Source organism: Microbacterium sp. X-17, assembly GCF_039615055.1.
The window spans coordinates 354,816-376,447 of record NZ_JBDHNI010000003.1 but is presented as its reverse complement, the minus strand read 5'-3'; the positions used below and the strand labels follow the sequence as shown (position 1 = coordinate 376,447).

Here is a 21,632-nt window from a genome sequence, read left to right as displayed (position 1 = left end):
AGGAAACGGAGGAGCCGCGGCCCGAAACGGGCCGCGGCTCCTCCGTTGTCGACGCGAGGCTAGAGCGTCAGCGCGCGCTGGATCAGCAGCGACTGCTCCTGCGCGTGGCGCTTCGCGGAGCCCGCGGCGGGCGACGCCGACGCGGGGCGCGAGATGACGCCGATCGGGCGCGGGCCCAGCTTGGAGGTCTCCAGGATGATGAACGGCCAGGCGCCCTGGTTCTCCGGCTCGTCCTGCGTCCACACCAGCTCGGCGTTCGGGTAGGAGTCGGCCACGGCCTTCAGCTCCTGGCCGGGGAGCGGGTAGAACTGCTCCACGCGCACCAGCGCGATCTCCGGGTTCGGGTTCTTCTCCAGCTCGTTCGCGAGGTCGTGGTAGAGCTTGCCCGCCATGAACAGCACGCGCTTGACCGCCGCCTTGTCGGTGATCCGCGCGTCGTCGATGACCGGCTCGAACTTGCCGTTCGTGAAGTCGGCGACATCGCTGGACGCGCCGCGCAGGCGCAGCATCGCCTTCGGCGTGAACACCACGAGCGGACGGCGCGGCCTGGCGTAGGCCTGGCGGCGCAGCAGGTGGAAGTACGACGCCGGGGTCGACGGGCGCGCGACGGTCATGTTGTTCTCGGCGCACAGCTGCAGGTAGCGCTCGATGCGGGCGCTGGAGTGGTCCGGCCCCTGCCCCTCGTAGCCGTGCGGGAGGAGGAGCACGAGCGACGAGCGCTGGCCCCACTTCTGCTCGGCCGAGGTGATGAACTCGTCGATGATGATCTGGGCGCCGTTGGCGAAGTCGCCGAACTGGGCCTCCCAGAGCACGAGCGCGTCGGCCCGCTCGACCGAGTAGCCGTACTCGAAGCCCATCGCCGCGTACTCGCTCAGCAGCGAGTCGTAGATCCAGAACTTCGCCTGGTTGTCGCTGAGGTTCGCCAGCGGCAGCCACTCCTGGCCGTTCATGCGGTCGTGGAGGACGGCGTGGCGCTGGACGAACGTGCCGCGGCGCGAGTCCTGGCCGACGAGGCGCACCGGGGTGCCCTCCAGCAGCACGCTGCCGAGCGCCAGCAGCTCGCCGAAGCCCCAGTCGATGCCGCCGTTGCGGCTCATGTCGCTGCGCTTGTTGAGGAGCTGCTGCAGCTTCGGGTGCACGGTGAAGCCCGCGGGCGGGTTGTTGAACGCGTCGCCGATGAGCGAGATGACCTGCTCGCTGACGGCCGTGGTGTCCGGCTCGCCGACGTTGTCGTTCTCGTCCTGCTGCGCGATCGGGTGCTCCAGGTCGGCCGTGGCCTCGCCCTGCGTGATGATCGGCACCGAGTTGGTCTGCGCGGCGTGCGTCTCCATGAAGGCGCGCTCCAGGCGGTCCTGGAAGTCGGCGTGCGCCGCCTGGTACTCCTCCTCGGTGATGTCGCCGCGGCCGACGAGGGCCTCGGTGTAGAGGCGGCGGACCGAGCGCTTGGCCTCGATGAGGTTGTACATCAGCGGCTGCGTCATCGAGGGGTCGTCGCCCTCGTTGTGGCCGCGGCGGCGGTACACGATGAGGTCGATAACCACGTCGCGCTTGAACTCCTGGCGGTACTCGAACGCCAGCTGCGCGACGCGCACCACGGCCTCCGGGTCGTCGCCGTTCACGTGGAAGATCGGCGCCTGGATGGTCTTCGACACGTCCGTCGAGTAGACCGACGTGCGGCCCTCGCCGGGAGGCGTGGTGAAGCCGACCTGGTTGTTGATGTTGACGTGGATGGTGCCGCCCGTGCGGTACGCCCGCAGCTGCGACATCTGCATCTGCTCGACCACGATGCCCTGGCCGGCCATCGCCGCGTCGCCGTGGACGAGGATCGGCAGGGTGAGGAAGGTGCCGGCGGGGCGGCGGTCCTGCTTGGCGCGGACGATGCCCTCCAGGACGCCGTCGACGGCCTCCAGGTGTGACGGGTTCGCGGCGAGGTAGACCGGGATCTCGGCGTCGTCGGCGCCCTTGAAGGTGCCCTCGGTGCCGAGGTGGTACTTGACGTCGCCGGAGCCCTGCACGGTGCGCGGGTCCTGGGTGCCCTCGAACTCGCGGAAGATCTGACCGTAGGTCTTGCCCGCGATGTTGGTGAGCACGTTGAGCCGGCCGCGGTGGGCCATGCCGATCGCCGCCTCGTCCATCCCGGCCTCGGCGGCGCCCTGCAGGATGGTGTCGAGCAGCGCGATGGTGGACTCGCCGCCCTCCAGGCTGAACCGCTTCTGGCCGACGTACTTGGTCTGCAGGAAGGTCTCGAACGCCTCGGCCTCGTTGAGCTTGCCCATGATGCGCAGCTGCTCGTCGTGGGTCGGCTTCTCGTACGGGCGCTCCAGCTTGTCCTGGAACCACTTGCGCTGGGCCGGGTCCTGGATATGCATGTACTCGACGCCGACCGTGCGGCAGTAGGAGTCGCGCAGCACGCCGAGGATGTCGCGCAGCTTCATCTTGCGCTTGTCGCCGCCGAACGCGCCGGTGACGAACTCGCGGTCGAGGTCCCAGAAGGTGAGGCCGTGGTTCTCGATCTCGAGGTCCGGGTGGCTGCGCTGGACGTACTCCAGCGGGTCGATGTCGGCCATGAGGTGGCCGCGCACCCGGTAGGAGTTGATCAGCTCCTGGACGCGGGCGGTCTTGTCGACGGCGCTGGCCAGGTCGACCGAGATGTCCGGGTTCCAGTGGATCGGGATGTAGGGGATGCGCAGCTCGGCGAAGATGTCCTCGTAGAAGCTGCGCTTGCCGATCAGCAGCTCGTGCACGATCTTCAGGAACTCGCCCGAGCCCGCGCCCTGGATGACTCGGTGGTCGTAGGTGCTGGTCAGAGTGATGGTCTTGCCGATCGCGAGCCCGGCCAGCGTCTTCTCGCTGGAGCCCTGGAACTCGGCCGGGTATTCGAGCGCGCCGGCGCCGATGATGGCGCCCTGGCCCTTCATCAGGCGCGGGACGGAGTGGACCGTGCCGATGCCGCCCGGGTTGGTCAGCGAGATCGTGGTGCCGGCGAAGTCGCCTGCGGTCAGCTTGTTGTTGCGGGCCTTGGAGACGAGATCCTCGTACGCGGCGAGGTACTCGCCGAAGGCCATCGTGTCCGCACGCTTGATGCTCGGCACGAGCAGGGCGCGGGTGCCGTCGGGCTTCGGGAGGTCGATCGCGATGCCGAGGTTGATGTGCGCGGGGGCGACGACGGAGGGCTTGCCGTCGACCTCCTCGTAGTAGACGTTCTGGCTCGGGAAGTCCTTGAGCGCCTGGATGAGCGCCCAGCCGATCAGGTGGGTGAACGACACCTTGCCGCCACGGGCGCGCTTGAGGTGGTTGTTGATGACGATGCGGTTGTCGATCATCAGCTTGGCGGGGATGGTCCGCACGCTGGTCGCGGTCGGGACGGTGAGCGACGCGTCCATGTTGGTGGCCAGCGACTTCGCCATGCCGCGCAGCGGGGTGACCTTGTCCTCCTCGGCCGCCTCGACGGTGGCGTTGGGGGAGGTGACCGGCGCGTCGGCCGGGACCGGCTGCGGCTTCGGCGCGATCGAGGTGGTGCGCGCCACCGGCTGGGCGCCGATGATCGGGATGGGGGTCGTCACCGGGCTGGGCTCGGACGACTGGGACGGACCGGAGGGCTGCTCAGGGGCGCCGGGCGCCGGGGCCGGAGTCGCGGGCTGCGCGGGAGGGGTCGGGACCGTCGGCTCGGTCGGCGTCGGGACGGTCGGCTCGCTGGGGGTGGGGACGCCCGGTTCGGCCGGGGTCGGGGCGGGCGTCTCGCTCGGAGTCGAGGCCTGGCCCTCCTTCACGCTCGGCTTGTAGTTCTCCAGGATCGGCCACCAGGACTTGTCGACCGAGTTCCTGTCCCGGAGGAACTGTTCGTACAGCTCCTCGACGAGCCACTCGTTGGCTCCGAACTCGCCCGACGATCCGTCGTCGGTTCCTACTCCGGTCAATTGGCTCGACACAGCCGATCGCCCACTCTCTCCGTTGATCTCGTTACGATCGGGCAGCCTTGGACCACCCGTTCCATCCGAGGTTCAAGCCTAATCCCATCCGCGACCGGGTGCGGGCGTTCGGCCCGGGAGGATACCGTTATTCTCATGCAGTTCTATGCGACGACACCGCGGCACGACCTCACCTACTCGGACGTCTTCCTGGTCCCCTCGCGATCCAACGTGACGAGCCGTCTCGACGTGTCGCTCGCGCCGCAGGACGGGACGGGCGCGACCATCCCGATCGTGTCCGCGAACATGAACTCGGTGACAGGCAAGCGGCTGGCCGCCACGCTCGCCCGCCGCGGCGGTCTCGGCGTGCTCCCGCAGGACATGCACCTGCAGGACCTGGACGAGGCGATCCGCTGGGTCAAGGCGCAGCCGGTGGCGTTCGACACCCCGTACGAGGCGCGGCCGGAGGAGACCGTGGCCGACGTGCTGCGGCGCGTCCCGGCCGTCGAGGGGCACGGCGTGGTCGTGAGCGACGACGCCGGGAAGTACCTCGGCTGCCTCGCGGCCGTCCAGCTCGGGTCTGCGCTGGCGGACGCGCGGATCGGCGACCTCCTGCACGGAGCGCTCACCTCGCTGGACGCGGACGACCTGCCGGACGGCCGGGCCGCGTTCGACGTGATGGACGCGGCCGGACTCGCCTTCGCGCCGGTGCTCTCGCACGGCCGGGTGGTCGGCACGCTGAGCCGCACGAGCGCGCTGCGCTCCACCATCTACACGCCGGCGCTCGACGCCCACGGCCGCCTGCGCGTGGCCGCGGCCGTCGGCATCAACGGCGACGTCGCGTCGAAGGCCAAGGCGCTCGCCGCGGCGGGCGTCGACGTGCTGGTGATCGACACCGCGCACGGCGACCAGGACGGCATGCGCCGCGCCATCCACACCGTCAAGAAGCTCGGGCTCGGCCTGCCGATCGTCGCGGGCAACGTCGTGACGGAGCAGGCGGTGCGCGACCTGGTCGCGGCGGGCGCGGACATCCTCAAGGTCGGCGTCGGTCCCGGCGCGATGTGCACCACGCGCATGATGACCGCTGTCGGCCGGCCGCAGTTCTCTGCCGTGCTGGAGACGAGCGCGACCGCCCGCGAGCTCGGGGCGCACGTCTGGGCGGACGGCGGCGTGCGGTACCCGCGGGATGTCGCGCTGGCGCTCGCGGCGGGCGGTGCGTCCGTGATGATCGGCTCCTGGTTCGCCGGCACCATCGAGGCGCCGGGCGCGATCGTGAGCGACGAGCGCGGCGCGCTCTACAAGGAGAGCTGGGGGATGGCCTCCACCAAGGCGGTCACCGGCCGGTTCGAGCGGCTCGACGCGTTCGACCGGGCCCGCAAGACGCTGTTCGCCGAGGGCATCTCCAGCTCGCGCATCTACCTCGACCCGCTGCGGCCGTCGGTGGAGGACCTCCTCGACATGATCACGACCGGCCTGCGCAGCTCCTTCACCTACGCCGGCGCCCGCACGCTGGCCGAGTTCCACGACCGCGCCCTGGTCGGCATCCAGTCCGCTGCCGGCTACGAGGAGGGCAAGGCCCTCCCCGTCAGCTGGTGAGCAACCGCCGAGTACGCGAATTGTCTGCGTACTCGGCGGTTTTCGGCTGACTTATCGCGTACTCGGCGGTTGGTCAGGGGCCGTTGCCGGAACCGGTGCCCGAACCGGTTCCGGAACCCGACTGGCCGCCGAAGCCGTTGCCGGACTGGCCGCCGAAGCCGCCGTTGCCGCCGAACTGGCGCGGGGTGAAGTTCTGGTTCGTGCCGAAGCCGGCGCGCGCTCCGCCGTCGACGGCGTGGGCGGTGAAGTAGCCGGCGAAGAAGACGATCACCAGCACGGCGACGGCGCCGACCGCGAGGGCCGTGTTCTGCGCCCAGCTGGGCCAGCGGTGGAGGACGCTGCCGTGCGACTGCGGCGCGGAGCCCTGCGGCGCGGAGCCCTGCGGCGCGTAGTGCGGAGCGGGCGGCGCGTACTGCGGCGCCGGCTGTCCGTACTGCGGGTCCGGCTGCCAGGGCTGGCCGGGGTTCGGGGCTGTGGTGCTCATGGGACGTTCCTCTCGGTGGACTTCTGCCGTGAGGATGCCGCCGCCCGCTCCGGACGCGCTATGGCGATCCGATGCGTCCGCTGGGAATCGCGCCGACGGTCCGGCCCCCGGCATTTCGGCGGTCCGCGCCGCTATACTTCTCGGGAAATGGACGACCCTCCTTCTGCCAGCCCATTCCAACCGATGAGTCCGCCCGGGCGGGGTGGTCGCCGTGCTCTCTGAGTGGCTCCTGCTGGGAGTCGGCCTCCTCCTGACCGTCGGCACCGGCCTCTTCGTCGCCAGCGAGTTCGCCCTGGTGAACCTCGACCGCGCCGACCTCGAAGCGCGGCGCGAGCGCGGCGAGTCGCGGCTGACGATGACGATCGCCGCCCTCAAGATCACCTCCACGCACCTCTCCAGCGCCCAGCTCGGCATCACGCTGACGACGCTGCTGACCGGTTACACGATGGAGCCTGCGATCAGCTCGCTGCTGCGCGACCCGCTCACCGCCCTCGGCCTCCCGGACGGCGCGGTCGTGGTGATCGCGTCGGTGGTCGCGATCACCGTGGCGACGCTGCTGTCGATGATCCTCGGCGAGCTGGTGCCCAAGAACTTCGCGCTCGCGCTGCCGATCGCGACGGCCAAGCTGGTGATCCCGTTCCAGACCGTGTTCACGATGGTGTTCCGTCCGTTCGTCTTCGTGCTCAACGGCACGGCCAACGGCTTCCTGCGGCTGCTCGGCATCGAGCCGAAGGAGGAGCTGTCGGCGGCGCGCACCGCGGACGAGCTGTCCTCCCTCGTGCGGCGGTCGGCGAGCGCCGGCGTGCTGGAGGCCGACACCGCCACGCTGCTGAGCCGCACGCTCGCGTTCTCGTCGCGCACCGCGTCCGACGTGATGACGCCGCGGCCCCGGGTGGAGGCCGTCAAGCGCACCGACCCGGCGCAGACCGTGATCGGGCTCGCCCGCAGCACCGGCTACTCGCGCTTCCCCGTCATGGACGAGGACGTGGACGACGTCGTCGGCTTCGTGCACGTCAAGCAGGCCGTCGCCGTCCCGCGCCAGCGCCGCGCGCGCGTGCCCGTCTCAGCACTCCAGACCGAGGCGCTGCGCGTGCCGGAGACGATGACGCTCGACACCCTGCTCGGCGAGCTCCGCGGCCGCGGCTACCAGATGGCGGTCGTCGTGGACGAGTACGGCGGCACCTCCGGCATCGCGACGCTGGAGGACCTGGTCGAGGAGATCGTCGGCGAGGTCGCCGACGAGCACGACCGGACGCGGGCCGGCGTGGTCCGCGGCCGCGACTCCATCACCTTCCCCGGCATCCTGCGCCCGGACGAGCTGCGGGAGCAGGCGGGCGTGACCGTTCCGGAGGAGGGCCCGTACGAGACGGTCGCCGGCTACGTGATGAACGAGCTCGGCCGCCTCCCGAAGGTCGGCGACGAGGTCCTGATCGACGGTGGCACGCTGCGGGTCGAGCGGCTGGACGGGCGGAGGGTCGACCGGATCCGCTACACGCCCGATCCGGACGAGCCGCCGACGGGAGGTGCCGCATGAGCGACTGGGCCGGCATCGCCTGGCTGGTGGTGCTCCTCCTCGTGAACGCGTTCTTCGTCGGCGCCGAGTTCGCGGTCATCTCCGCTCGCCGCTCGCAGATCGAGCCACTGGCGGAGCGCGGCAAGCGCAGCGCCAAGACCGCGCTGTACGCGATGGAGCACGCGACCCTCATGCTCGCGACCACGCAGCTCGGCATCACCGTGTGCTCGCTGCTGATCCTGAACGTCTCCGAGCCGGCCATCCACCACCTGCTGGAGGCTCCGCTGCACGCGACGGGCTGGTCGGAGGACGTGATCGGCACGGTCGCGTTCGTCATCGCGCTGGTGCTGGTGTCGTTCCTGCATGTGGTCTTCGGCGAGATGGTGCCGAAGAACATCTCGTTCTCGATGCCCGACCGGGCCGCGCTGCTGCTCGCGCCCCCGTTGGTCGGCATCGGACGCGCGGTGCGCCCGATCATCGTCGCGCTCAACGCGAGCGCGAACGCCGTGCTCCGGCTGTTCCGGGTGGAGCCGAAGGATGAGGCGGCCAGCACCTTCACGCTCGACGAGGTCGCCACGATCGTGAGCCAGTCGACGCGCGAGGGCCTGCTGACCGACCGGATCGGCGCGCTGACCGCCGCGTTCGAGTTCACCGAGAAGAAGGTGCGCGACGCGATGGTCAAGCCGGAGACGCTGGTCTCGCTGCCGCCTCAGCCGACGCCCGCGGACGTGGAGAAGGCCGTCGCCAAGTACGGCTTCTCGCGCTACGTCGTGCCGGACGCCGACGGGGAGCCGACCGGCTACCTGCACCTGAAGGACGTGCTCGACCTGGAGGAGACCGGCTTCGACCTCCCGGTGCCCGTCAAGCGGATCCGCCGGCTGGTCACGGTGTTCATCGACTCCGACCTGGAGGACGCGCTGGAGAGCATGCGCCGCACCGGCAGCCACCTGGCCCGCGCGGTCGACGGCGAGGGTACGACCGCCGGCGTGGTGTTCCTGGAGGACATCATCGAGGAGCTGGTCGGCGAAGTGCAGGACGCGACGCGGCGGCTGTAGACCGTTCTGTTCAGGGGGGCCAAAGCCTCCACCGGCGAGTAGCATGCGCGCGGAAAGAAGAGGAGGAATTCTCATGTTATCGTCGAGCAAGACGTACACCGTCCTTCCCGCTTCGGACCTGGCGCGCGCCACGGCGTGGTTCCGCGACAAGCTCGAACTCGAACCGGAGGACACCAGCGAGCAGGGGGTCCGCTACCGCACGGGCGGGGACTCCTGGATCTTCGTCTACGAGACCTCCAACGCCGGCACCGCGCAGAACACAGCCATGTGCTGGCTGGTGGACGACATCGCCGCCGAGATGGAGCACCTGCGCGGCAGGGGAGTCGTGTTCGCGGACTACGACTTCCCCGGCCTCAAGACGGAGAACGGGGTCGCGACGGACGAGGAGGGCAAGTCGGCCTGGTTCCAGGACAGCGAGGGCAACTACCTCTGCCTGACCCAGCCCAACACGCCGATGTAGCTCGGATCTCGCAGCGCGTTCAGTCGCGCCAGACCGCCCGCAGGTACTGCGGCGGCCAGTAGTCGATCCTGACGCCGAGCTCGTGGGCGGCCCGCAGCGGGAAGTGCGGGTCGCGCAGGAGTTCGCGCGCCAGCATGACCGCGTCGGCGCTCCCGCCCTCCACGATGTCGGCCGCCTGCTGCGGCGTCGTGATGAGGCCGACCGCGCTGACGTCCACCTCGGCCGAGCTGCGGACGTGCTCGGCGAACGGCACCTGATAGCCGGGCTGGAGCGGGATGCGCACGCCGGTCTGGATGCCGCCGGAGGAGATGTCGAAGAAGTCGGCGCCGGCCTCCTGTGACCAGCCGGCGACGGTCGCGGTCTGCTGCTCGTCCCAGCCGCCCGGCGTCCAGTCGCTGCCGGAGAACCGCACGAACAGCGGGAGGTCGTCGCCGATCTCCTCGCGCACCGCGGCGACGACGCGCAGCAGCAGCCGCGCGCGGTTCTCCAGCGAGCCGCCGTACTCGTCGGTGCGGTGGTTGGCGAGGGGGGAGAGGAACTCGTGCAGGAGGTAACCGTGCGCGGCGTGCAGCTCCAGGATGCGGAAGCCCACGTCGACGGCCCGCCTGGCCGCTGCGCGGAAGTCGGCGACGATCGTGTCGATGCCGGCGAGGTCGAGCTCCTGCGGCACGGCCAGGTCGCCGAACGCGATCGGGGAGGGGGCGACGGCGCTCCAGCCGCCCTCCTCGGCCGGGACGGAGCCGTGCCGGTCCTCGAAGCCCCAGGCCGGCCAGCTCGACGCCTTGCGGCCCGCGTGCGCGAGCTGGATGGCGGGTACAGCGCCCTGCGACGCGACGAACTCCACGATCGGCCGCCAGGCCTCCGCCTGCTCGGCGGACCAGATGCCGGTGTCGCGCGGCGAGATGCGGCCCTCCGCGCTGACGGCCGTCGCCTCCGTGAAGACGATGCCGCTGCCTCCCGTCGCGAGCGAGCCCAGGTGGACGAGCTGCCAGGTCTGCGGCACGCCCGAGTGGTCGAGCACCGAGTACTGGCACATCGGGGAGGTCCAGATGCGGTTGCGGACCGTCACGCCGCGCAGGGTCAGCGGATCGAAGAGCGAAGTCATACTCGTTACTAAGCCGCGAGAGTCTGGAGATATGCCCGGAGGTCGTCCGCCGACGTGTAGACGTGCCCGGCGATCCCGAGCGCGCGGGCGCCCTCCACGTTCTCGGGCTTGTTGTCGATGAACACGGTGTGCGCGGGCGTCACGCCGAGCTCCGCCATGACGTGCTCGAAGATCTCGGCGCTCGGCTTCACCGTGCCCAGCTCGCCGCTGACGAACACCTGCTCGAACAGGTCGCCGAGCGTGCCGTGCCGGAAGTAGGAGCCGAAGTCGCGGCCCGCGTTCGACAGCAGCGCCAGGCGGGTGCCGCCGGCCTTGAGGTCGAGCAGCACCTGGAGCGTGTCGTGGTCGATGGTCAGCCAGCTCCGGAAGTCCGCGAGCCACAGCCGGTGGATCGTCGCGTCCTCCCAGCTCTCGCCGAGCTCCCGCTCGATGCCGCGCCAGTACTGCTGGATCGACAGCGTGCCCTGGTCGAGCGCGTTGCGGTGCCGCCAGTACGCCGGCCAGAACTGCTCGGCGTCGCCACCGGCGATCCCGACGAGCGCGGTGCGGTCCGCCTCGCTCGGAGTGACCGAGATGACCTCGCCGTAGTCGAAGACGACCACCGTTCCGGGGATGGAGATGCTCACCTGTTCAACCTATCGTGGGCGGAGGAGGTTCGATGGAGGAGATGACGGTCCCGTCCGAGCTGGCGGTGGGGACGGCCTGGAGCGGGGAGCTCGCCCGCGGCTGGATCGCCGTGCCCACCGAGTCCGACGACAAGTACACGCGCGGAGTGCTGGGGATGGTCACCGGCTCCGCGCGCTATCCCGGCGCCGCCGTGCTCGGGGCCGAGGCCGCCGCCCGCACCGGCGTGGGGATGATCCGGTACCTCGGCGCTGAGCACGCCGCCCACGAGGTGCTCCGCCGTCGGCCCGAGGTCGTCTCGGCCCCCGGACGCGTGCAGGCCTGGCTCCTCGGCTCCGGGATGGACGCCGACGACCGCGACGACGACGACCTCCGCCGCCTCCGTGAGGCGCTCGACGACGGGACCCCGCTGGTGATCGACGCCGGCGCGCTCGACCTGGTGATGCGGGCGCGCGGGCCGGTCGTGATCACCCCGCACTACCGCGAGCTGTCGAAGGCGCTCGCCGCGGCGGCCGACGACGGCGCTCCGACGCCGGAGCCCGACGAGATCAGCCGGGACCCGGGAGGCTGGGCCGAGCGTGCGGCCTCCGCCCTCGGCACGACCGTGCTGCTGAAAGGCCACACCACCCACGTCGCCACCCCCGACGGCTCGCGTGTCGCCGTGACCGCCGGGCCGCCGTGGCTCGCGACGGCAGGCAGCGGCGACGTGCTCGGCGGCATCCTCGGCGCCCTCGTCGCGACGCACGCCGACGCCGTCCGGGAGCGGGGGCACGAGGCGCTCGCGGCGCTCGCGGCCACCGCCGCCTGGGTGCACGGCCGCGCGGGCGAGGCCGCCTCGCAGGGCGGACCCGTGACCGCGCTCGACGTCGCGGAGGCCGTGCCGGCGGTGCTGCGGGCGCTGCTCGCGCGAAGCTGAGCGACCTCGCACACTGGCGGACCTCCGTGGGCGGCTCCACCGATACCGTTCCCATAAGATGAGGCGCTATGGGGATAGACGCCGCGGGGATGGACGCCGCTCCGCCACCGGTTCCTGCGCCGCACGGGGGTTCGGACGCGTCGACTCCGCGCCGGGTCGCGGCCAGCCCGCTGAGCCTGTGGATCGGCTTCCTCGTCGTCCACCTCATCATCGGCGGCCTCGGGCTGCTGCAGCACACGGGCCTCGGCGACGTCTTCTGGGTCTACAAGCCGTGGGCGCAGCTCGCCGCGCAGGGCACCGAGATCGTCGGTCTCAACGCCGACTGGGTGTACCCGTTCGGCGCGATCGTGCCGATCATGCTGCCGCTGCTGTTCGGCGACGACAATTATCTCGGCGGCTGGCTGACGATGGTCATGCTGCTGAACGCCGCCGCGTTCGCCGTCCTCATCGTCGGGCGTGAGCCGCGCCGCCTCGTCGCCGCCTGGTGGTGGCTGGGCTTCCTGCTGCTGCTCGGCCCGATCGCGGTCGGCCGCCTCGACGCGGTCTCCGGCTCGCTCGCGATCGTCGGGCTGCTCTGGCTGACCTTCCACGAGCGCGCCGCCGTCGTGGTGCTGACCATCGCCACGTGGATCAAGGTGTGGCCGGCCGCCATCATCGTCGCCGCCGTGATCGCCATGAAGACGCGGTGGCGGATCGTGGTGACGGGAGCCGTGACCAGCGCCGTCATCGTGGCCGTGCCGCTCATCTTCGGCGGCGGCATGCATGTGCTCAGCTTCATCACGACGCAGACCGACCGCGGCATCCAGATCGAGGCGCCCGTCGCGACCTTCTGGATGTGGCAGGCCGCGTTCCACGTCCCCGACGCCGTCGTCTACTACGACAGGGACCTGCTCACCTTCCAGGTGACGGGCCAGGGGACGGTGGAGGCCGGCTCCCTGATGAACCCGCTGCTCGCGCTGACCGTGCTGGTCGTCGCGCTGATCGGCATCCGCTCGCTCCGGCGCGGGACGCCGTACACGCGCATCCTCCCCGAGCTGTCGCTGGCGCTCGTGACGGCCTTCATCGCCTTCAACAAGGTGGGCTCGCCGCAGTACATCGTCTGGCTCGCCGCCCCGGTCGTGATCGGGCTGGTGTACCAGGGCCGCGGCTTCAAGACGCCGGCGATCCTGGTGCTGACCACGGCGGCGCTCACCCAGGTGATCTATCCGTACCTGTACGACGGCCTGCTCGTTCCGCTGCCGGCGATGGTCGCGGTGCTCACCGCGCGCAACCTGATGTACTTCGCCGTCCTCGGCTGGACCATCGGCGCGCTCTGGCGCAAGCGGCACAGGGATGAGGCGGCGGGCGATCTGCTGCCGGCGCACGCGTGGCCGTTCCGCTCGGCGCCGGACGCGCACCCGGTTCCGGTGAGCGAGGCGCCGTAGCCGTCCCGGCGGCTGCGCTCCCTTCTAGACTGGTCCGGGCGCCGGACGTACCATCCCGGTGCACGACAGTAAGGAGGGGCTCATGCTGGTCGCATTCTCGGTTGCTCCGAGCGGGGGAGAGGCGCCGGACGCCTCTGTGCACGACGCGGTCGCGGCCGCGGTCCGGATCGTCCGCGAGTCGGGCCTCCCGAATCGCACCAACTCGATGTTCACCGAGCTCGAAGGCGAGTGGGACGAGGTGTTCGACGTGATCCGCCGCGCGACGGAGGCCGTGGGCGCCTACGGCACGCGCGTCTCGCTGGTGCTGAAGGCCGACATCCGCCCCGGCTACCGCGGCGAGCTCGACGGCAAGGTCGAGCGGCTGGAGGCGGCGCTGCGGCGGGACGAGACCGGCTCGCAGGGCGCGTGATGGACCCGGTCGTCCTCTCGATCGTCTGGTTCGTGCTGGCCTACGGCTGGCCGATCTACCTGCCGGTCCTCGTGCTCATCGCGGGCACCCTCACCGGCGCCGTGGTCGTAGCGATCGTCGGCGCCGTCCGTTCGGGCATCCGCGGCCCCCAGCCGCCCGATGAGGACGTCGACGTCGCCGAGTTCTTCGCCACCGAACCGCCGAGGGGCACGTAAACGCCCCTAAAACGCGGTTTTAGGGGCGTTTACGTGCCCCTCGACGGAGCAGATCAGTCGATGGGGACGGGGTCGGGGCGCTGGGCGTGGACGACGCCGGTGTCGACGCCGCGACGTTCCCGCGAGTGGTCGATCCCGAACGACACCAGCGCGAGCACGATGCCCGCGACCGCGAGGATCGCGCCGACGACGATCGGCGACAGGTAGCCGAAGCCGGCCGCGATGGTCAGGCCGCCGAGGAAGGCGCCGGAGGCGTTCGCGATGTTGAGCGCCGAGTGGTTGAGCGCCGCCGCGATCGACTGGCTGTCGTGGGCGACGTCCATCAGACGGGTCTGGATCATCGGCGACAGCGCGGAGGCGGCCAAAGCGACGACGAAGACCGAGATCAGCAGGCCGGCCAGGCTCCACGCGGTGAGGAACAGCGCCGCCAGCCCGGCGAGCATGATCCCGAAGAACGCCAGCATCCCGCGTTCGACGCTGCGGTCGGCCATCCGTCCGCCGAGGAGGTTGCCGACGGTCATCCCGACGCCGATCAGGATCAGCACGAGCGGGACCGCCGACGCCGGCAGCCCGGTCACCGTCGTGACCATCGGCGCCACGTACGTGTAGACCGCGAAGAAGCCGCCGAAGCCGATCGCGCCGATGAGCAGTGCCAGCCAGACCTGGAGGCGGGTGAAGGCCCGCAGCTCGTTGCGCAGCGTGGCCCGCGGGTCGCCCGCCTGCCACGGCACGAGCAGGGCGACGGCGGCGAAGGTGAGGGCGAAGATCGCCGCGACCACGATGTAGGCGACGCGCCAGCCGTGCTGCTGTCCGATCCAGGTGATGAACGGGACGCCGATGACGTTCGCGATGGTCAGCCCGGAGAGCACGAACGCGACGCCCTGGCCGCGCTTGCCCGGCCCCATCAGCGACGCGGCGACGAGGGAGGCGATGCCGAAGTACGCGCCGTGCGGCAGCGCGGAGAGGAACCGGGCGACCAGCACCAGCGGGAAGGTCGGGGCGAGCGCCGACGCGATGGTGCCGACCGTGAAGGCGACGAGCAGCCAGAGCAGCAGCTTCTTTCGGGGCCAGCGCGCGGCGACCGCGGCGATGGTCGGCGCCCCGACGACGACGCCGAGCGCGTAGGCCGAGATGATCCAGCCGGCCTGCGCGTTCGCGGCCGTCGGGGAGGCCGCGTAGAGCTGGGGCAGGAGGTCGTGGGCGATGTTCGGCAGCAGGCCCATCGCGACGAATTCGGTCGAGCCGATGCCGAAGCCGCCGAGGGCGAGTGCGAGGAGCGCAAGACGAGTACGGGCCGGCGACAACGTCGTCGGCCCGTCGATAACCGGGTTCACCGTGACAGTCTATCGAATCGTTTCGAGTGTGACGTTTCAATCACGTTACGGCTGAACGTACTGACAGAACACGCCGCCTGCGCGCGGCGCGAGACGGCGTGTCCTGTCAGGTGGTTTGCGCGGGCCGCGCGTCAGTCGTTCTGGAGGAGGATGCCGTCCTGGATGGCACGCTTGCGGAGGGCGACCTTCGTGCCGACGTCGTACCCGGCCACGCGGTACTTCTCGCGGATGCGCTTGAGGTAGCTCTTCGCCGTCTCGTCCGAGATGCCGAGCTGGAAGGCCACGGCCTTGACCGGCTCGCCCGCGCCGTACAGCGCCATCACGCGGCGCTCCTGCGCGCTCAGCTTGGGCGCGCCGCCCAGCTCGCCGGCGTTGAGCGCGAGGTCGAGCTCGGCGGAGATGAAGGACTCGCCCTTGCTCGCGGCGCGGATGGCCTCCACGATCATCTCCGCGTCCTCGCTCTTGACGAGGTAGCCGAGGGCGCCGGCGGCCAGCGCCTCGCGCACGACGGCCGGCTCGGAGTATGTGCTCATCAGCACGGTGCGCACGCCCGTCGTCTTCAGCGTCGACAGCTTCAGCGAGATCGGGATGTTGTCCTTGAGGTCGAGGTCGAGCAGCACGACGTCCACCGGGAACTCCGGGTGCGTCAGCAGCTCCGGCCAGCTCGCGACGGCAGCCACCATGCTGATGTCGTCCGCCGCGCCGCGGATCCACTCGGTGAGTGCGCCGAGGAGCATCTTGTGGTCGTCCACGATGGCGATCCTGATGGGGGGAGTCTCGCTCATGAGCAGCCCTTTCTTCCGGTGTGACCGGTCTTCCTGGTTGGCCGGCTGGGTCAGGTCAGCTCGGCCGTCGTGTCGCTCACGGTGGTGATCTCGATCCGCAACGCCGAGTCGCTGAACGACTCGGCGTGACGCCCCACCTTACGGATAGCTTGCCACGCCGCAGGGTCTACCCCGTTTCGCGGCACACCGGTGGTCGTGATCACGATGCTCATTGTGGCACCGGTGGCCACGGCCGACCCGGCGGCGACCTGCGGCCCGGCGGCGCGCTCGATGTCGAGGGCGAGGCTGCGGGTCTGGCCGGCGCCGGAGCGCACCGGGTCGCTGATGATCAGCCAGACGGCGGTGAGGAGGCCGTCGCGCTGGTCCCGGGTGAGTCCTGCGGCGAGGCCGTCCGGGTCGCTGAGGGTGACCGTCGGGCCGAGAAGCGCGGACTCCGTGACCGCGTGGTACAGCCAGGTCTCCTTGCGGCCCTGGATCAGGTGCAGGCGCAGCTCGGTGGCGATCGATGCCGCCTGGTCCGCCGTCGCCTCGTCGAGCGGGAGGTCGGTGCGGCCGGTCGCGACGCCGTCGAGCAGCCGCTCGGCCGCGAGGTCGAGCCGGGCGAGCTCCTCCGAGGCCATCATCCCGACCGCGTAGCCGGGGGAGGACACCGTGCTCTGCGCCTGCACGAGGTCCAGCTCCAGCTGCACCAGGGTGCTGAGCGAGCGGACGATCTCGACCCCGACGAGCGGAGGGGCCACGGCGATCGCGACGGTCGCGATGCCGGGGCCGAGCATCTGGATGTCGCCGAACGACCGCAGCAGCAGCACGACGGCGAGCACCACCCCGAGCACCGCCGTCGCGACGAGGATGTCGCGCGCCGGCCGCACCGGCACGCACAGCAGCAGCGCAGGCCCGACCGAGGCCGCCGCGGTGAGCGGGAGCCAGTCCGTCGGGGACACCGTGCCGAGGACGTCGAGCACCACGACCGCCGCCCACAGCACCAGCGCGACGCCGAACAGCCAGTCCGGCAGCACGTCGGGCAGCCGGAACCGGAGGACGAGGGCCGTGACCAGGGTGATGATCAGCACGCCCCACGCGGCGATGCTGAACGGCAGGTCCGGATAGTACGGCGCCGTGATGACCATGATCGCGAACAGGAAGGCGATCAGAGCGAGGGAGGCGACGTTGAAGCCGAGGTCGAGCCGCGCCCGCCCGAGGGCGTCGCGCTCCTGCCGCCCGCGCGGGAGCGAGGCCGCCCCCAGCTTGGCCGTGCCGGACGTACCGGGCTTCGGCGCGCCGGGCACGCGGCCGCCCAGGAGCCCGCGGGAGATCGGGATGGTGCGATCGTTCCTGGTCACTTCGGCACCTCCAGCACCACGGTGGTCCCGCTGCCCGGCGACGAGAACAGGCGGGCGTTGCCGCCGACGTCGCGCAGCCGGGCGACGATCGACTCGGTGAAGCCGAGCCTGCCCTCCTCGATGCTCGCGACGTCGAAGCCCTTGCCCGCGTCGGTGACCATCGCGCGCACGGTGGTCTCGTCGTCGGTGATGGTCACGTGCGCCTCGAGCACCCCGGAGTGCCTGCGGACGTTCTCCAGGCACTCGCCGAGCGCCAGCAGGAACGAGTCGAGCACGTCGCTGGGCAGCAGCACCTGGCCGGCGCCGTGCCAGTTGACCTCCAGCCCCATCCGGCGGAAGCGCTGCTTGACCGACTCCAGAGTGTTGCCGAGAGTGGACTCCTCCACGGGCTTCAGTCGGTAGTCGCCCGACCGCGACGGGTCGGGGGTGAAGCCGAGCCGGAGCTGGCGGAGCAGGGCGGCGTCCTCCGCGGCCTGCTCGCGCAGCGCGCTGACGCCCACCCCGACGCCCGAGTGGGCCAGCAGGGTGAGTGTGGCGAGCACCGTGTCGTGCAGCAGGCGCGCGCCCTGGCGGCGGCGCGCCTCCGTCTCGCTGGCCTGGCGCTCCACCCGGTACGCGCGGCTCATGGTGGAGATGCGCTTCAGGCTCCGCGGCACCGCCCGCGACAGCCAGATGCCGGTCGCGGTCAGGGCGACCCAGCCGGCCGCGATGAAGATCAGGACCTCGACGAGCCGCGACCCGGTGGCCAGCAGCGTAGTCACCGTGGCGCCGATGGTCGCGGCGCCGGCCACCGCGGCCAGCAGCGTGCGGCTGCGGGAGGTCGGCCCGACCACCGAGACGCTGGCGATGCCGACCGCGCCGACGACGCCGATCGTGGTGACGGCCGACGGGCCGAGCTGGGCGTGGGGGAGCAGGTGCAGGAGGATGAGCCCGAGCCCCGCGACCACGGTCACGCTCATCCAGGTCGTGAGGCGGCTGAGCGCGACGAGCTGGAACTGGGCGACGGCCATGCAGGCCAGCAGGACGAGCGACGCGAAGTAGAGGGGGAGCGGGATCGTGCCGGGCACGCTCAGGGTGAGCAGGGTCGTCGCCGTGGCGGTGAGGCCGACGGTGCGGGCGGTGGTGGCGAGCAGCCGATCACGCTCCTTCTGGATGCGCGACATGCCCCTCCGTTCCCCTCTACGCCGCGAACAGCCTCCTGAGCTGCTCGCTGACGGCGTCATCTTCGATGAGGAATCCGTCGTGACCGAAGTCGGAGCGGATCACCACCGGCAGCCTACCGTCGATCGTCTCCGGGAGGTGGGAGGCGATAAGCTCCTGTCCCTCCAGCGGGAAGAGCCGGTCGCTGTCGATCCCGACCACCAGGGTGCGCGCCGTCACGCGTGAGAGCGCGGCCGCGAGTCCGCCGCGACCGCGGCCGACGTCGTGCGAATTCATCGCCTCGACCAGCGTCAGATAGCTGTTGGCGTCGAAACGCCGGGTGAATTTGTTGCCGTGGAAGTCGAGGTAGGACTCCACCGCGAACCGGCCGCCGCCGCCGAGCGGGCTGATCCCGCTCTGCCAGGCGCGCTCGAACCGCTCGTTCAGCTCGGACGGGCTGCGGTAGTTGAGCAGCGCCATCCGGCGGGCGAGCGCGAGGCCGCGGTGCGGGCCCTCGCCGTCCTTCTCGTCGTAGTAGTAGCCGCCGTGGAACAGCGGGTCGGTGCGCACCGCCTCGATCTGCACCGAGTTGAGCGCGATCTGGTCGGCGGTGGAGAACGGGGGTGCGGCGATGACCGCCAGCCGCTCGACGCGCTCCGGGAACGTCACGGCCCACTCCAGCGCCTGCATGCCGCCCATCGACCCGCCGACGACCGCGGCCCAGCGGTCGACGCCGATGACGTCGACGAACGCGGCCTGCGCGTTCACCTGGTCGCGGATGGTCGTGAACGGGAAGCGCGGCCCCCACTCCGCACCGTCCGGCGCGATCGAGGCGGGGCCGGTGGTGCCCTGGCAGCCGCCGAGCATGTTCGGGACGACGACGAACCAGCGGTCGGTGTCGATCGCCTTGCCCGGACCGATGATGCCCTGCCACCAACCCGGCGTCGAATGGCCGGGACCGGCGGCGCCGACCGCGTGGCTGTCCCCGGTCAGGGCGTGCAGCACGAGCACGGCGTTGTCGCGCGCCTCGGACAGCTCGCCCCACGTCTCGTACGCGACGCGCACGAACGGGAGGCTCTCGCCGCTCTCGAACGCGAACGCGCCGATCCCGGCGAACGACCGCGATCCGGCCGGGTCGGACTCCTTCCACGCGCCGCTCGCCGCGGGCTTGCCGAGCAGCGACCGCGCCTGAGCCTCCGTGATGAAGCTCGAGGGTGCCGTGTCCGCCGAGGTCTGCCACTCCATGCGCCCCATTCTCGCCGAGCGCGGGAGTGCGCGGTGCTGTGTTACGCCGCGAAGGCGTCCCAGAATCTCTGGCACGATGTCAGATGCGGAATGTAACGCGGCAGACAAGGGGGAGTCCGTGCTCGTCTTCATCGCCATCGGCGTCGCCGGGCTCGTCGTCCTGCTCGTCTCGATGCTCTTCGGCGAGTTCCTCGACCTCCTCGACGGCGCGCTGTCCGGCACCGGCCTCGGCGCCGGCCTCACCCTGTTCGGCGCCTCGGGGGTGCTCGCGCTCGCCAACGGCTGGCCGGCCGGCGTCGCCTACCTGATCGCCGCGGTCGCCGGCGTCGTGACGCTCGCCGGCGTGCAGCTCCTCGTCCGCCGCTTCGTGCGCAGCGAGGACGGCGCCCCGAGCGACCCGGCCGGGATGACCGGTGTCGCACGCACGACGGTCACCAGGGCCGGCGGCGAGGTGAGCCTGGACGGCCCGTACGAGGTCGAGGCGCGGCTCGCCACCAGCGACGTCGACATCCCGAGCGGCTCCCCGATCCGCGTCGTCGCGGCGAACGGGCCGCGCGTCCGCGTCGAACCCCTCGACCCCTCCCTCCACCGAAAGGACTGACCGTGGACTCCTCCCTCATCGGGATCATCGCGGGCGGAGCGATCCTCGTCGCCGTGCTCGCCGTCTTCCTGTTCATCGCCGGGCGCATCCGGCGCGTGGCGCCCAACGAGGCGCTCGTCATCGTCGGCCGCGGCGCCGGGCGTCGCGTCGGCGCCGGCGAGCCGGACGGCGGCCAGCGCGTCGTGATCGGCGGCCGCGTGTTCATCTGGCCGATCCTGCAGCAAGGCTTCTCGATCTCGCTGGAGCAGCGCCAGATCGGGATCGTGGTGGAGGGCGTTGACGCCAATTTCATCAAGCTGGCCATCCAGGCCAGCGTGAACTTCAAGGTGTCCGGCACGCCGGAGGGCGTCCGGCGCGCAGCGCAGCGGTTCCTCTCGCAGCAGAGCTCGCTGACCGAGATCATCCAGCAGTCGCTGGAGGGCTCGCTGCGGTCGATCATCGGCAACATGCCGGTGACGGAGATCATCTCGAACCGCAACGCGCTGTCCGAGGCGGTCGTCGAGGCGACGAAGGTGGACCTCTCCGAGCAGGGCCTGCAGGTCGACCTGCTCAACATCTCCGACATCTCCACGCCGGGGACCAACTATCTCGCCGACCTCGGACGTGCGGAGGCCGCGCTCGCGAAGCAGAACGCCGAGATCAAGGAGGTCGAGACCGCCCAGGCCAGCGAGTTCGCCCGGATCGAGGCGGCCGAGCAGATCGCGGAGCGGCAGAAGGCGCTCAGCCTCAAGCAGGCGACCATCAAGGCGGAGACCGACCGCGCGAACGCCGAGGCGGACGCCGCGGGCCAGCTCGCGACGGCCGAGCAGGACCGGATCGTCGCCGCCCAGGAGCGCGACGCGCTCGCCGAGAAGGCGAAGGTCGAACAGGAGCGGCTCGACATCGAGGTCCGCAAGCCGGCGGAGGCGGACGCCTACGCCACCGTCCAGCGCGCCCAGGCCGAGCGCGACGCCGCCAACGCTGCGACTGAGGCGGACGCCTTCAAGCGGCGCACCATCGCCGAGGCCAACAAGGTCGCGGCCGTACAGGACGCGCAGGCCGCGGCGGAGAGCGTGCGGCTCGCCGGAGAGGCCGAGCGCGACCGGCAGATCGCCCTCGCGGCCGGCGTCCGCGCCGACGGCGAGGCCCGCGCCGCCGCGATCGAGGCGGAGGGCATGGCGGAGGCCCGCGCGACCGACGCGAAGGCGGAGGCTCTGCGCAAGTTCGGCGAGGCCGGCCTGGCCTCCGAGATCATCGAGCGGCTCCCGGAGATCACCCGCGCCGTGGCCGAGCCGCTGGGCAACATCGACTCGCTGACCGTGATCAGCACCGAGGGCGCCTCCGCGGTGACCAAGACCATCGGCCAGGTGACGAGCGAGGTGCCGAAGGTCGTGAAGGACCTGACCGGGATCGACCTCGGCGCTGTGCTGGGATCGCTGACCGGCGCAGCGCTGGCAGGGGCGGGCTCGGGAGACGAGCCGGCCTCCATCGAGCGCTGA

Annotated in this window: 19 protein-coding genes; 10 read left to right on the top strand and 9 right to left on the bottom strand. The window is 71.1% G+C overall.

The window, feature by feature from the left end; translation table 11 throughout:
- Positions 1–59: 59 nt before the first annotated feature.
- Entirely contained in the window at positions 60–3,929 is a 3,870-nt protein-coding gene (locus tag ABCS02_RS16160; RefSeq protein ID WP_345836687.1) for a multifunctional oxoglutarate decarboxylase/oxoglutarate dehydrogenase thiamine pyrophosphate-binding subunit/dihydrolipoyllysine-residue succinyltransferase subunit, read from the bottom strand.
- 135 nt (positions 3,930–4,064) lie between these two features.
- On the opposite strand from ABCS02_RS16160, the gene ABCS02_RS16155 reads away from it, so the two are divergent.
- Positions 4,065–5,504 carry a GuaB1 family IMP dehydrogenase-related protein gene (locus tag ABCS02_RS16155; protein WP_345836686.1) on the top strand — a complete coding sequence of 480 codons (1,440 nt, stop codon included), beginning with the start codon at positions 4,065–4,067 and terminating at the stop codon, positions 5,502–5,504.
- Between the two features lie 73 nt (positions 5,505–5,577).
- On the opposite strand, the gene ABCS02_RS16150 is transcribed toward ABCS02_RS16155, so the two are convergent.
- Positions 5,578–5,988 carry a hypothetical protein gene (locus ABCS02_RS16150; RefSeq protein ID WP_345836685.1) on the bottom strand — a complete coding sequence of 137 codons (411 nt, stop codon included), beginning with the start codon at positions 5,986–5,988 and terminating at the stop codon, positions 5,578–5,580.
- Between the two features lie 202 nt (positions 5,989–6,190).
- Here ABCS02_RS16150 and ABCS02_RS16145 point away from each other — a divergent pair, with 202 nt between their 5' ends.
- The 3 genes from ABCS02_RS16145 to ABCS02_RS16135 all read left to right on the top strand — a co-directional run bounded on the left by ABCS02_RS16145 (position 6,191) and on the right by ABCS02_RS16135 (position 9,016).
- Positions 6,191–7,522: a hemolysin family protein gene (locus tag ABCS02_RS16145; RefSeq protein ID WP_345836684.1), complete on the top strand. Its 1,332-nt coding sequence runs from the start codon at positions 6,191–6,193 to the stop codon at positions 7,520–7,522.
- Complete coding sequence (locus tag ABCS02_RS16140) at positions 7,519–8,556, top strand: hemolysin family protein (protein ID WP_345836683.1); 1,038 nt, start codon at positions 7,519–7,521, stop codon at positions 8,554–8,556. The genes ABCS02_RS16145 and ABCS02_RS16140 overlap by 4 nt, the downstream gene beginning before the upstream one ends.
- Before the next feature lie 73 nt (positions 8,557–8,629).
- Complete coding sequence (locus ABCS02_RS16135; RefSeq protein ID WP_345836682.1) at positions 8,630–9,016, top strand: VOC family protein; 387 nt, start codon at positions 8,630–8,632, stop codon at positions 9,014–9,016.
- Between the two features lie 19 nt (positions 9,017–9,035).
- Here the strand turns inward: ABCS02_RS16135 and ABCS02_RS16130 are convergent, their stop codons facing one another.
- Positions 9,036–10,121: an NADH:flavin oxidoreductase/NADH oxidase gene (locus ABCS02_RS16130; protein WP_345836681.1), complete on the bottom strand. Its 1,086-nt coding sequence runs from the start codon at positions 10,119–10,121 to the stop codon at positions 9,036–9,038.
- Positions 10,122–10,129: 8 nt separating this feature from the next.
- Positions 10,130–10,747, bottom strand: coding sequence for an HAD family phosphatase (locus ABCS02_RS16125; protein WP_345836680.1), 618 nt, complete (start codon positions 10,745–10,747; stop codon positions 10,130–10,132).
- A gap of 41 nt (positions 10,748–10,788) precedes the next feature.
- Here ABCS02_RS16125 and ABCS02_RS16120 point away from each other — a divergent pair, with 41 nt between their 5' ends.
- The 4 genes from ABCS02_RS16120 to ABCS02_RS16105 all read left to right on the top strand — a co-directional run bounded on the left by ABCS02_RS16120 (position 10,789) and on the right by ABCS02_RS16105 (position 13,709).
- Positions 10,789–11,661 (top strand): ADP/ATP-dependent (S)-NAD(P)H-hydrate dehydratase, encoded by an 873-nt coding sequence (locus ABCS02_RS16120; protein ID WP_345837329.1) that lies wholly within the window; start codon positions 10,789–10,791, stop codon positions 11,659–11,661.
- A gap of 68 nt (positions 11,662–11,729) precedes the next feature.
- The gene (locus ABCS02_RS16115) at positions 11,730–13,085 is read left to right on the top strand and encodes a glycosyltransferase 87 family protein (protein WP_345836679.1); all 1,356 of its coding nucleotides are present in this window, start codon (positions 11,730–11,732) and stop codon (positions 13,083–13,085) included.
- A gap of 82 nt (positions 13,086–13,167) precedes the next feature.
- On the top strand, positions 13,168–13,494 hold the full coding sequence (locus ABCS02_RS16110; RefSeq protein WP_345836678.1) for a thiamine-binding protein: 327 nt from the start codon (positions 13,168–13,170) through the stop codon (positions 13,492–13,494).
- Positions 13,494–13,709 (top strand): hypothetical protein, encoded by a 216-nt coding sequence (locus ABCS02_RS16105; protein ID WP_345836677.1) that lies wholly within the window; start codon positions 13,494–13,496, stop codon positions 13,707–13,709. The genes ABCS02_RS16110 and ABCS02_RS16105 overlap by 1 nt, the downstream gene beginning before the upstream one ends.
- Before the next feature lie 53 nt (positions 13,710–13,762).
- On the opposite strand, the gene ABCS02_RS16100 is transcribed toward ABCS02_RS16105, so the two are convergent.
- The 5 genes from ABCS02_RS16100 to ABCS02_RS16080 all read right to left on the bottom strand — a co-directional run bounded on the left by ABCS02_RS16100 (position 13,763) and on the right by ABCS02_RS16080 (position 19,553).
- Positions 13,763–15,043 (bottom strand): MFS transporter, encoded by a 1,281-nt coding sequence (locus tag ABCS02_RS16100; protein ID WP_345836676.1) that lies wholly within the window; start codon positions 15,041–15,043, stop codon positions 13,763–13,765.
- A gap of 131 nt (positions 15,044–15,174) precedes the next feature.
- Entirely contained in the window at positions 15,175–15,828 is a 654-nt protein-coding gene (locus tag ABCS02_RS16095; RefSeq protein WP_345836675.1) for a response regulator transcription factor, read from the bottom strand.
- 50 nt (positions 15,829–15,878) lie between these two features.
- Entirely contained in the window at positions 15,879–17,168 is a 1,290-nt protein-coding gene (locus tag ABCS02_RS16090) for a hypothetical protein (RefSeq protein WP_345836674.1), read from the bottom strand.
- Positions 17,165–18,331: an ATP-binding protein gene (locus tag ABCS02_RS16085; RefSeq protein ID WP_345836673.1), complete on the bottom strand. Its 1,167-nt coding sequence runs from the start codon at positions 18,329–18,331 to the stop codon at positions 17,165–17,167. Before ABCS02_RS16085 ends, ABCS02_RS16090 begins: the two co-directional genes overlap by 4 nt.
- Positions 18,332–18,347: 16 nt before the next feature.
- Positions 18,348–19,553, bottom strand: a complete 1,206-nt coding sequence (locus ABCS02_RS16080; protein WP_345836672.1) for a homoserine O-acetyltransferase — start codon at positions 19,551–19,553, stop codon at positions 18,348–18,350.
- 118 nt (positions 19,554–19,671) lie between these two features.
- Between ABCS02_RS16080 and ABCS02_RS16075 the strand changes: the two genes are divergently transcribed.
- Complete coding sequence (locus tag ABCS02_RS16075; RefSeq protein WP_345836671.1) at positions 19,672–20,154, top strand: NfeD family protein; 483 nt, start codon at positions 19,672–19,674, stop codon at positions 20,152–20,154.
- The gene (locus ABCS02_RS16070; protein ID WP_345837328.1) at positions 20,151–21,632 is read left to right on the top strand and encodes an SPFH domain-containing protein; all 1,482 of its coding nucleotides are present in this window, start codon (positions 20,151–20,153) and stop codon (positions 21,630–21,632) included. The genes ABCS02_RS16075 and ABCS02_RS16070 overlap by 4 nt, the downstream gene beginning before the upstream one ends.